General features: G+C 62.3%; 13 protein-coding genes. 4 read left to right on the forward strand and 9 right to left on the reverse strand.

Translation table 11 applies throughout. The annotated features are described in order from the left end of the window. Positions 1 to 181: 181 nt before the first annotated feature. Complete coding sequence (locus NKJ64_RS20685) at positions 182 to 2,152, reverse strand: acetoacetate--CoA ligase (RefSeq protein ID WP_023701804.1); 1,971 nt, start codon at positions 2,150 to 2,152, stop codon at positions 182 to 184. Between the two features lie 366 nt (positions 2,153 to 2,518). Between NKJ64_RS20685 and NKJ64_RS20690 the strand changes: the two genes are divergently transcribed. Continuing rightward, entirely contained in the window at positions 2,519 to 4,372 is a 1,854-nt protein-coding gene (locus NKJ64_RS20690) for an AsmA family protein (RefSeq protein ID WP_023753890.1), read from the forward strand. A gap of 42 nt (positions 4,373 to 4,414) precedes the next feature. Here the strand turns inward: NKJ64_RS20690 and NKJ64_RS20695 are convergent, their stop codons facing one another. The 7 genes from NKJ64_RS20695 to NKJ64_RS20725 form a co-directional block, all read right to left on the reverse strand. Further along, on the reverse strand, positions 4,415 to 5,233 hold the full coding sequence (locus NKJ64_RS20695) for an ABC transporter permease (RefSeq protein ID WP_023669326.1): 819 nt from the start codon (positions 5,231 to 5,233) through the stop codon (positions 4,415 to 4,417). Then, positions 5,230 to 6,195: an ABC transporter permease subunit gene (locus NKJ64_RS20700; RefSeq protein ID WP_031196135.1), complete on the reverse strand. Its 966-nt coding sequence runs from the start codon at positions 6,193 to 6,195 to the stop codon at positions 5,230 to 5,232. The genes NKJ64_RS20695 and NKJ64_RS20700 overlap by 4 nt, the downstream gene beginning before the upstream one ends. A 9-nt stretch (positions 6,196 to 6,204) precedes the next feature. Then, entirely contained in the window at positions 6,205 to 7,344 is a 1,140-nt protein-coding gene (locus tag NKJ64_RS20705; protein ID WP_023697298.1) for an ABC transporter ATP-binding protein, read from the reverse strand. An 83-nt stretch (positions 7,345 to 7,427) separates the two neighbouring features. Next, the gene (locus NKJ64_RS20710; RefSeq protein WP_023753889.1) at positions 7,428 to 8,525 is read right to left on the reverse strand and encodes a polyamine ABC transporter substrate-binding protein; all 1,098 of its coding nucleotides are present in this window, start codon (positions 8,523 to 8,525) and stop codon (positions 7,428 to 7,430) included. A 425-nt stretch (positions 8,526 to 8,950) separates the two neighbouring features. Continuing rightward, positions 8,951 to 9,904, reverse strand: coding sequence for a DMT family transporter (locus NKJ64_RS20715; RefSeq protein WP_023729069.1), 954 nt, complete (start codon positions 9,902 to 9,904; stop codon positions 8,951 to 8,953). A gap of 161 nt (positions 9,905 to 10,065) precedes the next feature. After that, positions 10,066 to 10,965 carry a DUF2167 domain-containing protein gene (locus NKJ64_RS20720; protein ID WP_031244436.1) on the reverse strand — a complete coding sequence of 300 codons (900 nt, stop codon included), beginning with the start codon at positions 10,963 to 10,965 and terminating at the stop codon, positions 10,066 to 10,068. Between the two features lie 149 nt (positions 10,966 to 11,114). Continuing rightward, positions 11,115 to 12,542: a helix-turn-helix domain-containing protein gene (locus NKJ64_RS20725; protein WP_023753888.1), complete on the reverse strand. Its 1,428-nt coding sequence runs from the start codon at positions 12,540 to 12,542 to the stop codon at positions 11,115 to 11,117. Positions 12,543 to 12,791: 249 nt separating this feature from the next. Between NKJ64_RS20725 and aceA the strand changes: the two genes are divergently transcribed. From aceA to NKJ64_RS20740, 3 genes are all read left to right on the forward strand, one after another. Beyond that, positions 12,792 to 14,081, forward strand: a complete 1,290-nt coding sequence (aceA, locus tag NKJ64_RS20730) for an isocitrate lyase (protein WP_023753887.1) — start codon at positions 12,792 to 12,794, stop codon at positions 14,079 to 14,081. 52 nt (positions 14,082 to 14,133) lie between these two features. Beyond that, entirely contained in the window at positions 14,134 to 14,376 is a 243-nt protein-coding gene (locus tag NKJ64_RS20735; RefSeq protein WP_023669318.1) for an SMc00767 family acetate metabolism repressor, read from the forward strand. 276 nt (positions 14,377 to 14,652) lie between these two features. Further along, positions 14,653 to 15,114 carry a response regulator gene (locus NKJ64_RS20740; RefSeq protein WP_023669317.1) on the forward strand — a complete coding sequence of 154 codons (462 nt, stop codon included), beginning with the start codon at positions 14,653 to 14,655 and terminating at the stop codon, positions 15,112 to 15,114. Between the two features lie 30 nt (positions 15,115 to 15,144). Here the strand turns inward: NKJ64_RS20740 and NKJ64_RS20745 are convergent, their stop codons facing one another. Next, on the reverse strand, positions 15,145 to 15,852 hold the full coding sequence (locus NKJ64_RS20745; protein WP_023753886.1) for an HAD family hydrolase: 708 nt from the start codon (positions 15,850 to 15,852) through the stop codon (positions 15,145 to 15,147). Positions 15,853 to 15,882: the final 30 nt, after the last annotated feature.

Here is a 15,882-nt window from a genome sequence, read left to right on the forward strand (position 1 = left end):
GGCTTGAGCGAATCTGATCCTCAGGGGACGAGGAACGGGATTTCTCCCTCAAGTTACGTGCGACTATCGACGCCGGGCCTTAACAACTCCTTACCGGCCGTCCAAAAAATTTACGAATGTGTACCACTCATGAAATCTAGGTAAATTCGACCGACATATCTGGTTAACCATCCCGGCCGCGTCACTCAGCCAGCTGCGGCAGGTTCCTGAACAGCTCCAGCGCCTCTGGATTGGCCAACGCTTCCTTGTTCTTGATGGCGCGGCCATGCACCACGTCGCGCACTGCAAGCTCGGTGATCTTGCCCGATTTGGTGCGCGGAATGTCGCTGACGGCGACGATCCTTGCCGGCACGTGGCGCGGGCTGGCGCCGCTGCGGATCTTGGAACGAATGCGCTTTTCCAGATCCTCGTCCAGCGTCACGCCGGCGGCCAGCCGCACGAACAGCACGACGCGGACGTCATTGTCGAAATCCTGACCGATGCACAGCGCCTCAAGGATCTCCGGCATCTGTTCGACCTGATTGTAGATCTCCGCCGTGCCGATGCGCACACCGCCCGGATTGAGCGTCGCGTCGGAACGGCCGTGGATGATCATGCCGCCATGCGCGGTCCATTCGGCGAAGTCGCCGTGGCACCAGACATTGTCGAAGCGCTCGAAATAGGCGGCCTGGTATTTCTTGCCCTCAGGATCGTTCCAGAAGCCGATCGGCATCGACGGGAACGCTTTTGTGCAGACCAGCTCACCCTTTTGCTCGCGGATCGGCTTGCCGTCATCGTCCCATACATCGACGGCAAGGCCGAGGCCGGGACCCTGGATCTCGCCGGTCCAGACCGGTTGCGTCGGTACGCCGAGCACGAAACAGGAGACGATGTCGGTGCCGCCGGAAACCGAGGCGAGATGTACGTCCTTCTTGATGCCGTCATAGACGAAGCGGAAATCCTCCGGCGACAACGGTGAGCCGGTGGAGGAAATAGCCCGCACACTCGACAGATCATGGCTGCGGATCGGCTTGAGCCCGGCCTTGCGCACGGAATCGATGAATTTGGCTGAGGTGCCGAAAAAGGTCATCTTCTCGGCATCGGCGAAGCTGAACAGCACATTGCCGTCGGGGTGGAAGGGTGAGCCGTCATAGAGCAGCAGCGTGGCGCCCGAGGCCAGGCCCGACACCAGCCAGTTCCACATCATCCAGCCGCAGGTGGTGAAGTAGAAGAAGCGGTCGCCTTCGACGAGCCCGGCATGCAGCCGGTGTTCCTTGACGTGCTGGACCAGCGTGCCGCCGGCCGAATGGACGATGCATTTGGGAACGCCGGTGGTACCTGACGAAAACAGGATGTAGAGCGGATGCGCAAACGGCAGCCGCTCGAACGTGACCGCTTTGGCGGCAAAGGGTGACAGCGCCTCTTCGAGCGCCACGGCCTTATCGATGACCGCGGCGATGTCACGCGAGGTACCGAGATAGTCGACGATCAGGACCTTGGCTACTGTTTCGAGCTTCGCTGCAACGGCAGCGATCTTGTCGGCGACCTCGATTGCCTTGCCATTGTACCAATAGCCGTCCGGCGCAATGAATATGACCGGCTCGATCTGGCCGAAACGGTCGAGCACGCCCTGCTCGCCGAAATCGGGGGAACAGGACGACCAGACCGCGCCGATGGAGGCGGCCGCCAGCATGGCGGCGACGGTTTCCGGCATGTTGGGCATCATCGCCGCGATGCGGTCGCCCTTTTTCACCTTGAGCGACAGGAAAAGCTGCTGAAAGCGCGAGGTCAGCTGGTGCAGTTCGCTCCACGACAGCCGCCGCTCGATCTTGTCCTCGCCGCGAAAGACGATCGCGTCACCGGAACCGGTCTTCTTCAGCAGGTTCTCGGCGAAGTTCAGTGTCGCTTCGGGAAAGAACGATGCGCCGGGCATCTTGTCGCCATCGACGAGCACGGGCTCGCCCGCATCGGTCCCTTTGTCGCCGACAATGCCGCAAAAGTCCCACAGCAGGCTCCAGAAGCCCTCGCGATCCTCGACCGACCAGCGGTGCAGTTCGGCGTAGGAGGCGAAGGATGTGCCGCTTTTGGCCGCTGCTGCCTTCATGAACGCGGTCAGTGGTGCTGCGTCGATCTGGTCTTGCGTCGGGGTCCAGAGCGGTGCTTCGGCAGCCATTATCGATCCTCCTTGAAGCCCGTCGCGTCGCAAGATAGATATGCTTTTGTTTTGATGCACGTCGTTGTCCCGGAACCGCTGCACTCTCCGGGCGACATGCACTAGCCTCAGCTTTACAGGCGCGCTGTCCCAAAAACGCCGCGCCTCGTAGCAGGCTGAAGCTGCATCGCTTATGCCTACCACCGTGCGGCAGAGCAAGATTTTGTTCCGCTAAAACTCGGCCATATGTTCGCAATTGCCATCGCCGGGCCATAAAGACTTGAAATGCCTCAGCCCTAAGTCGTAGTGACGACTGGAAGGCGTGGTGACAACTGACGGTTACACCCGTCAGGCGATTTTTATCGGAATGAAAGCAACCGGGGCAATATGCCATCACCTTTGATCCGGCGCGGAATATGGGCGATCGGCGTTGCCGTGCTCGTCATCGCGCTGGTCGTCGCCGCTCTGCCGCTGTTTGCCTCGACCCGGATCGTGCGCGATCGCATCGCCTGGGAAATGAGCGCGTGGAGCGGTTTCAGGGTCACCATCGCCGGTTCGCCGCGCATCGAGGTGTGGCCGAAGTTCCGCGCCATATTGAGCGACGTCACGCTGTCGCAGTGGACCGAGACCGACGCGCCGCCGGTGATCGAGGCCGAACGGGTCGAGGTCGACCTTTCGGCCATGGCGGCGCTGCAGGGCGATGTGGTGTTTTCGACGGCGCGGCTGGTGCGGCCGACGATCCGGGTCCAGCGCGCCGCAAACGGCATATTCCTGCCCGCCATACCAACGGGCGGACGCATCACCCGCTCCATCGACACGGCGCGCGGCGTGGTCAACGCCGATCCGACGAAGCCGGATCTGAGCAAGCTGCCCGCCGATCCGTTCGGCACCGTGGAATTCAGGGACGGCCGCATGGTCGCCTCCGTCGGCGGCAAGGACGTCGAATTGCTGACCAGCCTGTCCGGCCAGGCGAGCTGGGCAGCGATGAACAGCAACGCGACCTTGTCGGCGACCGGAATCTGGCGCGGCGAGAGCGTCACCGTCGATGCCGCCTCGCCCAAGCCGCTGGTGCTGTTTGCCGGCGGCGCCGCACCGGTCACGTTTTCGTTCAAGGCAGCGCCGGCCAGCTTCTCGTTCGACGGCACGGCCAGCATGTCGCAAAACGCCTATTTCGATGGCCAGGCGAAATTCGCCGCGCCCTCGCTGCGGCGCGTGCTGGAATGGTCGCAGGCCGGCATTGCTCCTGGTACGGCGATCGGTTCGGTCTCGATTTCGAGCAAGATCACGGCGACCGCCGGCCGCGTCAAATTCGAAAACACCGCGGTGACGCTCGACAACAACCCGGGAATGGGGGCGCTGGATTTTTCGTTCGGCGACGCCTTGCCGGTGATATCAGGCACACTCGCCTTCGATACGCTCGACCTCAGGTCGCTGTTTTCGGCCTTCACGCCGCTGGCGCCGACCGGCGAGACCGGTCCCGGCGAAATCGACACCAGCTTCGCCGACCGGATCAATCTCGATCTGAGGCTGTCAGCGGCGCATGCCTCGGCCGGCGCAATCCAGCTTGCCGACGTCGCCGCCACGGCGCAGGTGAAGAACGGGCTTGCCGTCTTCGATATCTCCGATGCGTCGGCCTTTGGCGGCAACGTGCAAAGTAGCCTGCGTTTCGACCGCAAACCGGAGGGCTCGCAGGTCGAGATCCGGCTGCTCGCCTCCGACATTGACGGCGCCGCTTTCGGCACCGCGGCCGGAATGACGCGGCTGGTGCCGGCCAGCACCGGCACTGTCTCGGTCATTCTCAAAGGGCCGGGCAAATCCTGGGACTCGATCTTCGAGAACGCGGACGGCTCGGTCTCTGCGACGTTCGGGCCTGGCGCGCTGAGCGGGCTCAATTTGCCGGCATTTCTGAAGCACACGGAACAGGGCGGCTTCTTCGCGCTCGACGACGTCTCGGACGGGACACTGCCGATGGACGGCGCCGAGCTCAAGGCCACCATCTCGAAGGGTGTGGCAAGGCTGGACAAGGCCGAGGCCAATTCGGCGAAATACAAGGTCTGGCTGTCCGGCATCGCCTCTTACGGCGGACGCGGGCTGGCGCTTTCGGGGGGTGTCACCCAGGCCGACCCGGCAGCGGCACCGGTCAATGGCCAGCAGGGATCCAACCAGTCGTCATTCTTCGTCGGCGGCACCTGGAGCACGCCGTTCATCTCGCCGATCAGCCGCGGCGTCTCAGGCGAATAGGCGGTCCCTTACCGGAACCGCCCTATCCCTCGTTTGACGCAATCAACCGCGCTGCGCGGCCTGTTCGTCGAGCTGGCGCTGCACCTCACGCCGCTTGTTGGCGACCGAAGCGATGATGACGCCTACCGCCACGACGGCGATCAGGATGGTGCAGGCGGCGTTGATTTCCGGCGTCACGCCGAGCCGCACCTGGCTGTAGATCTTCATCGGCAGCGTGGTGGCGCCAGGCCCGGAGGTGAAGGAGGCGATGACCAGATCGTCAAGCGACAGGGTGAAGGCCAGCATCCAGCCGGAGACGATGGCCGGCATGATGACCGGCAGCGTGATCTGAAAGAAGGTCTTTACCGGCGTTGCGCCGAGGTCCAAGGCAGCTTCTTCCAGCGAACGATCGAACGACACCAGGCGCGACTGCACGACGACGGCCACGAAGCACATGGTCAAGGTGATGTGAGCAAGCGTCACGGTCAGGAAGCCACGGTCGAGACCGACGGCAACGAACAGCAGCAGCAGCGACAGGCCGGTGATGACTTCCGGCATGACCAGCGGCGCAAACACCATGCCGGAAAACAGGATGCGGCCGCGGAAGCGGGTGTAGCGGGTCAAGGTCAGTGCCGCCAGCGTGCCGAGCACGGTTGCCACAGTGGCGGAGATGACACCCACACGCGCGGTCACCCAGGTGGCGTCCATCAGCCCCTGATTGTGGAACAGCGAGGCATACCATTTGGTCGAGAAGCCGCCCCAGACGGTGACCAGCTTCGACTCGTTGAAGGAGAAGACGATGAGCAGCACGATCGGCAGATAGAGAAAGGCAAAGCCCAGCACGACCGAGGTGACGTTGAAGCGGCTCCAGGTGGCGTTCATTTGTCCTGCTCCTGGGCGCGTGCCTGGGCCTGCTGGAAGAGCATGATCGGCACGATCAGGAGCAGCAGCAGGATGACGGCGACGGCCGACGACACCGGCCAGTCACGGTTGGCGAAGAATTCATTCCACAAGGTCTTGCCGATCATCAGCGTCTGCGAGCCGCCGAGCAGATCGGGAATGACGAACTCGCCAACCGCTGGAATGAACACCAGCAGGCAGCCGGCGATGACCCCGGGCAGCGACAGCGGGAAGGTGATCTTCCAGAAGGCTGATGTCGGCGGGCAGCCGAGATCCTTTGCCGCCTCGATCAGCGAATAATCCATCTTTTCCAGCGAGGAATAGAGCGGCAGCACCATGAATGGCAGGTAGGAATAGACGATGCCGATGAAGATCGCCGTGTAAGTGTTGAGGATGATCAGTGGCTGATTGATGATGTGCAGCGACAACAGCAGCTGATTGAGCAGACCCTCGGGCTTGAGGATGCCGATCCAGGCATAGACGCGGATCAGGAACGACGTCCAGAACGGTAGGATCACCAGCATCAGCAAGGTCGGACGGATCGTCGCCGGCGCGCGGGCCATGCCGTAGGCGATCGGGAAGCCGACGAGCAAGGTCAGGATCGTCGAGACTGCAGCGATGATAACGCTGGTCACGTAGGCTTTGAAGTAGAGCGCGTCCTGCGTTAGCCAGACATAATTGTCGAAGCTGAGTTCGCGGAAGCGGACAAAGAACCCGGACATGCCGTCCCTGAAATCGAGCGCCGGCGTGTAGGGCGGCATGGCGATCGCCGACTGCGACAGCGAAATCTTGAAGACGATGATGAACGGGATGAAGAAGAAGAACAGCAGCCAGAGATAAGGCACGATGATGACGAGCCGGCTGACGAAGCCGGCGCCGAGCCGTGTCAGAAACGGTTTGGCCGCTGTCGATGGGCCGGTGCCGGTGATGGCGATGTTGGACATGGCCGCCCCCTACCGTGTCAGCACGACGCCGGCATCCGGCCGGAAGGAGACCCAGGCGCGGTCGTTCCAGGTCAGCGGGTCCTCGGTGACTCGCGCCGCGTTGAGCGCGCTTGCCCTGATGATCTGGCCGTCATCCAGCCGGATGTGGTAGACGGTCATGTCGCCGAGATAGGCAACGTCGTAGACCTCGCCCTCAAGCGCATTGACTGCGTCGGCCGGTTTCTTCGACGACACCTTGATCTTCTCCGGCCTGATGGCGAAGACGATGTCGGAACCGGCCTTTGTATCGGTGCTGTTTTCGACGACGATCTGGGCCCCTGTCGCGCCGGTAATGCGCGTGGTGTTTGCCGCACGCTCGGCGACCTTGCCTTCGAACATGTTCACATTGCCGACGAAGTGGGCAACGAAGCGTGAGCTCGGCGCCTCATAGACTTCCGCCGGCGTCGCCACCTGCATCACCTCGCCCTTGTCGATGATGGCGATGCGGTCGGCCATGGTCATCGCCTCTTCCTGGTCGTGGGTGACGACGACGAAGGTAAGGCCGAGATTTTGCTGCAGGTCCATCAGCTCGAACTGCGTTTCCTCGCGCAGCTTCTTGTCGAGCGCGCCGAGCGGCTCATCGAGCAGCAAGACTTTTGGCCGCTTGGCAACCGAGCGGGCGAGCGCGACGCGCTGGCGCTGGCCGCCCGACAATTGGTGCGGCTTGCGCTTGGCGAACTGCTCTAGCTTCACCAGCTTCAGCATCTCGGCGACGCGCTTTTCGATATCCGGTCCCGGCATGCCTTCCTGCTTGAGGCCGAAGGCAATGTTCTTTTCCACGCTCATATGCGGGAACAGCGCATAGGACTGGAACATCATGTTGACCGGGCGGCGGTAGGGCGGGATGCCGCGCAAGTCCTGGCCGTCGAGAAGGATACGGCCGGCGGTGGGCTCCTCGAAGCCGGCAAGCATCCGCAGCAACGTCGACTTTCCGCAGCCCGACGCGCCGAGCAGGGCGAAGAACTCGCGCTCGAAAATGGTCAGCGACAGATTGTTGACGGCGGTGAAGTCACCGAACTTCTTGGTGACGTTCTCGAATTGGATATATGGCTTGGCGTTCGGGTCGTTCCATGGCGCGAAATCCCTGCGGATGCTGCCAAGCGATTTCATGTCCCACTCCGTCCTATTTTTTTGCTTCTTGCCCCAGAGAAGAATGGTCCCGGCAGGTGGCTGCCGGGACCATGTCGCATTGCTTACTGGCCGGTGACGATCTTGGTCCAGCTGCGCGTGATCAGGCGCTGGGTCTTGGGATCGTAGGGCTGGACCGTATAGAGCTTTTTCAAGGTCTCGGCGTCCGGATAGACCGCCGGATCATCCAGCAGCGCCTTGTCGACGAACTGCTGCGAAGCCTTGTTGCCGTTGGCATACAGCACATAGTTGGACGACTTGGCGATCACTTCCGGCTTCATCATGTAGTTGAGAAATTCGAGTGCCTCGGCGGCATGCGGCGCATCGGCGGGAATCGCCATCTGGTCGAACCACATCTGGGCGCCTTCCTTGGGCACGGAATAGCCGATCTCGACGCCTTGCTTGGCCTCGACCCCGCGGTTGCGTGCCTGGAAGACGTCACCCGACCAGCCGACCGCCAGGCAGATGTCGCCGTTGGCGAGCGCGTTGATGTATTCGGACGAATGGAATTTGCGGATATACGGCCGCACCTTCAGCAACGTCTCCTCGGCCTTTGCGATGTCGTCAGGTGAGGTGCTGTTCGGATCGAGGCCGAGATATTTGAGCGCCGCTGGGATGATGTCGGCCGGCGAGTCCAGCACATAGACGCCGCAATCCTTCAGCTTGGCCAGGCTGTCGGGATTGAAGAAAATATCCCAGCTGTCGATCTTGTCGGTGCCGAGTGCAGCCTGCACCTTCTTGATGTTGTAGCCGATGCCGACCGTGCCCCACATGTAGTTGATCGAATATTCGTTGCCCGGATCGTATTTGGCGGTGCGCTCCGAAACCGTGTCCCACATGTTGGAAATGTTGGGCAGCTTCGACTTGTCGAGCTTCTGGAACACGCCGGCCTGGATCTGGCGGGCCAGGAAGTTGCCGCTGGGCACGACGACGTCATAGCCGCTGCCGCCGGCAAGCAGCTTGGTTTCGAGGATTTCATTGGAATCGAAGGTGTCGTAGACGACCTTGATGCCGGTCTCCTTAGTGAAGTCGTCGATGATCGAACTGTCGATGTAATCCGACCAGTTGAAGACGTTGACGACGCGATCCTCGGCATGGCCGCCAACGGCGAAAAGCGTCAGAAATGCCGAGGTTGCCGAAAGCCAGAGCGCTTTGCGGATCATGCTGTTCTCCTTTGATGAGTGTTCCTTCGCCAAGTCGTCGCTGTTCGAGCGCGATTGGGCATTTGCTTCAGAGTATTGAGCTTTCCGGGCAGCCACAAGCATGAACTGCCAGCGCCGTCCGGGCGGTTCGACGAGCGGCAGATGATGGCTCTGTGTGCCCGCATGGCGGGCGCGCTGACGCCGTCAGAGGCTTTCGCCGCGGCGCTGGCAGGGATACGACGCTGTGGTCCGGTCTTGGTCCGACCGGCGGGGACACTTGGCAAGATAAGCCTGTCTTGTTGTTGCCGTGCCCCAGCCTGCCCGTGCCGCAGCAAGGTTGTCAATGGCCCGCGCGGGGAAGCTCGGTCAATAGGGCGTGCGGCTTCGCTAATTGGGGAAAGACGGGCGTAATTAGGGAAGACGGGCTCAACCAAGGGAAAGGCGGGTCAATTAGGGGATGGCAGGCCAGTGGTCCCCGGCCGTGCAGGCCTCGCCTGGCGCTTGAATTCAAGCGCGATATGGACGAGCAGCGCGGCGACCACCACCGCGCCGCCGATGATGGTGCGCACCGAGGGCACCTCGCCATGAACGAGCCAGACCCAGATCGGTCCGAGGATCGGCTCGAACGTGCCGAGGAGTGCTGCGATCGCCGCCGGAACCAGCCTCGCGCCGGTGGCGAAGAAGGCAAGGCCCAGGCCGAGATTGATGACGCCGAAGGCAAACAGGAAAGCCATGTCGTGGGTCGACGTGGCAAACTGCGTGGCTTGCGATGCGGCGAAAGCCGCTGCCAGCATCGTGCCGAGGCACGTCGCCGGCGTCATGCGCACATGGGCGAAGCGCCGGGTGATGACGGTGGCGATCGAGAACATGACGGCGATCAGCAGCGACAGCCCGTCGCCGATGGGCGATACGGCGCCGTCGAGCGATTCCGACACCATGATGGCGACGCCGGCGATGACGGCGGCGATCGCCACCCAGGTCGCGACGGCGACGCGTTCGCGAAACAGCACCCAGGCAAGCAATGCCGCCAGCAGCGGCACACCGGCCTGCATCAACAGGATATTGGCAACGGTGGTGTAGGCGAGCGCGACAACGAAGCACGTCGACGCCGTGGCGAAACAGACGGCCACGGCAAGGCCGGGCAGGCCCATGTCGCGAAACAGCCGCAACATGCCGCGCCAGCCGTCGCGCCAGGCCATGAAGCAAATCAGGAACACAGCCGCCCACAGCGAGCGCCAGAACACCACCGTCCAACTGTCAGCGGTGTCGATGAAGCGGGCGATGGTGCCGCCAAAGCTCCACATCAGCGCCGACAGGAACACCAGCAGCAAGCCGACCCGCTCTTCGCGCGGCGAGACGATCGGCGGTGCGGCGATTGGAGAAGATGCGGTATCGGTCATGGGGTGCGACTGTCGGCTATCTCGGGGTGGCATGATGCACAATGGACGACAGAAACGTGCCGTATTCGCCTAGCGCATAGGCTACCGCCGGACGTGACCCAGCCCGGCATTCCCTTTGGCGCACCGCCAACCGGCAGCCATACGGGCAAACACCGCCGTTTCTAGGACATGCCCTTGTTGCCGCGGATAAAGCGCCAGAGACCGGCCAACGGTACCAGCAGCAGAATGCCGAACTTTTTCAGGGCGATGAGCGCGACTGCAATCAGGCCGGCCTTTGCCGCGAGTTTTCCGGCGATGAGGCCGCCAATGCCAACCGCGGCGACCGTGTCGGTGCCTGGCAGAAAATCGGTGTATTTCTTGCCGGTGTTGAAGTCCGCCACGCCCAGCACTTCGTCCAGGCTCTGCTTGATCTCCGGCAATTGTTCGACCGTAGCGATGTAGCTCATCACGAAGACGCCTTCCCGGCCGAGGAAACGGACGTCGTAATTGAGCGTGTGGACGGTATCGTCTCCGAACTGCAGTTCCTTGGCCCAGTGCAGCCGCTTGTGGACGAAATCATAGACCGGCGGCGAGGCCCAGCCGATCAGCTTGATCGGGGGAAAGCCGTCCTTCACCCGCTGATCGTTGGCCGACAATGTGTCCGCCTGCATGCTGCTCAGCAATTCGGTGTAGTCGATGGATGCGGCGTCGGCGTCATCGACATGGCCGATCTTTTCATAGCGCAATTCGATGCCCCAACCGTTGCCGGCGATGGGCTCGTACTTGGCCGGGAAGATCATGCCGATTGCTTCGGACGCGGTATCAGGCGGATTGCCCCAGGCCTCGGTCAGGACGGACGTCGCGTCCTTCTTGCCCAGAAAATAGAACTTGTCCTTGAGATCGAGATGGATGCCTTCGGGAAGGTCGACCGCGCCGGTCTTTGGATCGATTTTGTCCAGGAATGCCTTGCCGTCGTCACTATACTGTTGATAGTCCTTGAAGAATTCCGAGGATTTTTCTGCCAGAACAGGCCCCGCCAAAAGGGCAAGCGCCACGCCAAGCCACAAAGCTTTCCTGTTCATAAGCCGTCCCCCCTTGGCTGCCCTGCAGCTCACCTTCGATAGCGCAGCGCCGATGCTTAATCAATATTTGGTTCGGCGATGGTTCGGGCCGCGCTCTATTGCTTAGCGCAAACAGCTGCGGTCTTCCGCGACCTCCTGCCCGAGAAGCATCACTGGAAATCGAAGGCGCTCAGGCCCGTCGCCATCTCGTCCAGGCCCAGCGGACGGGTCACCGGCGGCTCGGCGCGGGCGAGGCAGCCGATGCGTTCGCACAGCCGGCAAGCGGGACCGACCGGCGTGGCGGCGCCCTGTCCGGCCTTTGCCAGCAGCCCGGCGCCATAGACGATCTCGTCGCGAAAGCCGATATCGCAGCCCAACAGCAGCGCGGTGCGGCGCGGACGCTCGGAGAACGAACCCTGCGGCCCTTCGAGCGTGCGTGCGATGCAGAGGAACTCGGCGCCGTCGGGCATTTCCACCGCCTCCACCAGGATTTGGCCAGGCGAAGCGAAAGCGGCATGGACCGGCAGTTTCGGGCAGCCGCCGCCAAAGCGGCTTTGCGGAAAGCCCTGGCCGCCGGCCTTGCGGAAGCGGTTGCCGGCATTGTCGACCTCGAGCATGAAGAACGGGACCCCGGACAAGCCAGGACGCTGCAGCATGGTCAGGCGGTTCGCCGCCTGTTCGAAGGAGACGCCGAAACGCGAGCGCAGCACATCGATATCGTAACGAGCCCGCACGGCGGCGGCATGAAAGGCCTGATAGGGCATCATCAAGGCATTGGCGGCGTAGCGGCCGAACTCGAAGCGGGCGAGCCGGCGGGCTTCGTCCGTACCGAGCTTCAGCGCCTGAATTTCGCCGGCGATCGCGACCGTCATGCGGATCAGGCAGGCCTCCATGGCGACTTCGCGCAACTGGTCGAACGGCGACAGCCGCTCCGATAGAAAAAGACGCTGCGAATGACGGTCATAACGGCGGCGCCAGTTCGGCATGGTGGCGACCGGCAGCACCTTGACGACGATGCCATACTCGCGCTTCAGCCACGCCTTCAGCGCGCCGAACAGATCGTCGCCGGGGTCGAGCACCGAGGTGAAGGCCTCGGCCTCTTCCTCCAGTGCTGCAAAATGGTTCGGCCGGCGCTCGAAAATCTCGTGCACTTCGTCGATCGGCAGCCGCGCACCGGACAGCGCCGTGGCGCGGCCCTCGCGCGCCAGAAGCTCGTTGAGATCGGACAGCCGCTCGGCCTGCTCGCGGTAAGCGCGAAACAGTTTTATCATCGCAGCCGATGCGTTGGGGGCTGCCTCGGCCAGTTCGATCAGTTCCTGGTCGCCCGGCAGCTCACCGGCAAGCAGCGGGTCGCCGAACACTTCCTTCAAGGCCGAGATCGACCCTCTCGCCTCACCCTGCAATTCATGCGGGTCGACCTTGTAGACAGAGGCCAGCTTCAGGATCAGTTGCACCGTCAGCGGCCGCTGGTTGCGCTCGATCAGGTTGAGATAGGACGGCGAGATGCCGAGCCCCTCGGCCATCGCCGTCTGGGTCAGGCCTCTGGCGATGCGGATGCGGCGGATGCGCGGCCCGGCGAATATCTTCTGGTCGGCCATCGGCTTTCCTTGACAGGAATTTACACGACTTGCGAGCGATGAACGGCGCACCATCTTTTACAATCATGACAGATTTACAGCGATAAGCAGTCAAACACAACACAGGTTTTCTCTTATTTTCTACCAGAAATAGCGGTTTCCCTCGCTCTCGTCGCGGCGCAATGTAAATGATGTCACACACAGACGACGCACACTATCCCAGGGCGCGGCGTTTCAAGACACTGGCATCGGATTGATCTGGAGTGACCAATGACTGATTTTTACAATCTTGTCCCATCCGCACCCGAAGGCCGCTTCGACAGCATCGAACGAGCCTATTCGCCGGACGATGTGAAGCGGCTGCGCGGGTCGGTCCAGATACGCCAGAGTCTTGCCGAAATGGGCGCCAACCGGCTGTGGAAGCTCATCCACGAGGAAGACTTCGTCAATGCACTCGGCGCCATGTCGGGCAACCAGGCGATGCAGCAGGTGCGTGCCGGGCTGAAGGCAATCTATCTCTCGGGCTGGCAAGTCGCCGCCGACGCCAACACCGCGTCGGCCATGTATCCGGACCAGTCGCTCTATCCCGCCAATGCGGCGCCCGAACTGGTCAAGCGCATCAACCGCACGCTGCAGCGCGCCGATCAGATCGAGACCTCGGAAGGCAACGGCCTGTCGGTCGACACCTGGTTCGCGCCGATCGTCGCCGATGCCGAGGCCGGCTTCGGCGGACCGCTCAACGCCTTCGAGATCATGAAGGCGTTCATCGAGGCCGGCGCTGCCGGCGTCCACTATGAGGACCAGCTGGCCTCTGAGAAGAAGTGCGGCCATCTCGGCGGCAAAGTGCTGATCCCGACCGCCGCGCATATCCGCAACCTCAACGCGGCGCGTCTGGCGGCCGACGTGATGGGCACGCCGACGCTAGTCGTGGCACGCACCGATGCGGAAGCGGCAAAGCTTCTGACCTCCGACATTGACGAGCGCGACCAGCCTTTCGTCGACTACGATGCCGGCCGCACGGTTGAAGGCTTCTACCAGGTCAGGAACGGCATCGAACCGTGCATCGCGCGCGCCATTGCCTATGCGCCGCATGCCGACCTGATCTGGTGCGAAACATCCAAGCCCGATCTGGCGCAGGCCAAGAAATTCGCCGAAGGCGTGCGCAGGCATCATCCGGGCAAGCTGCTCGCCTATAATTGCTCGCCGTCGTTCAACTGGAAGAAGAACCTCGACGACGCGACGATCGCCAAGTTCCAGCGCGAGCTCGGCGCCATGGGCTACAAGTTCCAGTTCATCACATTGGCCGGGTTCCACCAGCTCAATTTCGGCATGTTCGAGCTGGCCCGCGGCTACAAGGCGCGGCAGATGGCCGCCTATTCCGAGTTGCAGGAAGCCGAGTTCGCGGCCGAAGTCCACGGCTACACCGCGACCAAGCACCAGCGCGAGGTCGGCACCGGCTATTTCGACGCCGTGTCGATGGCAATCAGCGGCGGCCAGTCGTCGACCACCGCCATGCATGAATCGACCGAGCACGTCCAGTTCAAGCCGGCAGCGGAATGAACCGATCGACATAACCAACAGAGGAAACGCCCGAAGGGCAAGGGAGAAGAAAATGGCATCCATAAGCCGCGTCAAGGAACGTGCAGAAGAGCAGTCCACAACGATGAGTGTCGACCAACAGGCGACCATCCGCATGCTGGCCAACGACCTGCACAGGCTCAATCAATCGGTGATGAAGGCAGTCGAGGCCGGCGTCTCGGTGGAACTGGTGCGCTCGGCCCGGCATCATGGCGGCGACGGCAATTGGGGCGACCTGCTGATCCCGGTGATCGTCACGCAGAAGAGTCACGGCTGATCTTCCCTTACGGAAGCTTTGTGCTTGTGGAACCTATGGGCCCCGCCGCTCACTGGCCGATTTCAACGTCACCCGCGAGTTTTCAGCGCGGGTGACTTTCGCTTTTGAGCGTGAACTTAACTACAGTTCGAAAACAGAACTTGTCTCCGGGGTTTAATATTTCCGGCTATATTTCGCAGGTCCGTCATTTCAGCTTGACATGGCGGGCGATCTCACGCCAATTGGCTCTCGGATTTCAACCCTGCATTGAAGCAGCGCCGAGTGCCCGCCCCGCCCATGTGCCCTGTGAACCGCGAGACCGACACCGCCAAACATCTGAATTCGTCAAGCAGGGACGCGAACTCCGAGATATCAACGGATTTCTCCCACGTGCTGGTCGTTGGAAAATCGCCGATCAACCGGGTGGTGGTGTCGAAGATCGTCGAGAAGTCCGGACTGAAGCCGATCTCCGAGTCGCCCGAGATGGCGGCCAAGACATTGCGAACCCTCATTCCGGGCGCCGTCGTTCTCGATGGCGGCCCCGACAACGAGGACTGCCGCGCGCTGATGGCGGCCATCGACGCCTTGCGGCGGACATCTGGGCGGTCGCTCCCCAAGGTGATCCTGCTTTCAACCAAGACCGGCACGCCCGACAGCCTGGGTCTGTCGAGCGTGGTCGATGTGGTGGTAACCAAGCCGATCACCACCGAAAGGCTGCAGCCGGTGGTCGACCGGCTGATCAGTCTCGGGCGCGGCTGATCGCAATCCGCCCGAACGCGTGTGGGGCGGTCAGCCTTCCTTGCCGATGCTCTCGATCAAAGCCGGCAGTTCGCCAAGATCGACAAGCTGACGAAAACGCGGTGCCTCGACCGGCGGCTCGACGTGTTCGAGCACCCAGGTCAGCTCGTGCGGCACATACACACCCCAGCTGCCGGCCTCGATGGCCGGCACCACGTCCGACTTGAGCGAATTGCCGACCATCATGCTGGTCTGCGGGCTGCCGTGACGGCCAAAGATCCTGGCATAGGTGGCGGCGCTCTTGTCGCTGACGATCTCGACGGCATCGAACAGGTCGCCAAGGCCGGACGCCGCCAGCTTGCGCTCCTGGTCGAACAGATCGCCCTTGGTGATCAGCACCAGATGGTAGGCGCCGGCGAGCTTTTCGACTGTCTCGCGCGCATGCGGCAGCGCCTCGACAGGATGGCCGAGCATGTAGCGGCCGGCGGCAAGGATTTCGGCGATCGTCGAGGCCGGCACACGGCCATCGGTCACTTCTATCGCCGTTTCGATCATCGACAAGGTAAAGCCCTTGATGCCGAAGCCGTAGACGGCAAGGTTGCGCTTCTCGGCCTCCAGCAGCCGTGCCGAAATGTGCTCGGCCTCGCCATGGTCGGCGAGCAGGGTTGCAAAATGCTTCTCGGTCAGGCGGAAGAACTGTTCGTTCTGCCATAGGGTATCGTCGGCGTCGAAGCCGATAGTGGTCAATTTGCCTGGCATACGGTGTCTTCTGCTGCTCGATCTGCGGGA

Source organism: Mesorhizobium sp. M0062 (genome assembly GCF_040323125.1).
Lineage (GTDB): Bacteria > Pseudomonadota > Alphaproteobacteria > Rhizobiales > Rhizobiaceae > Mesorhizobium.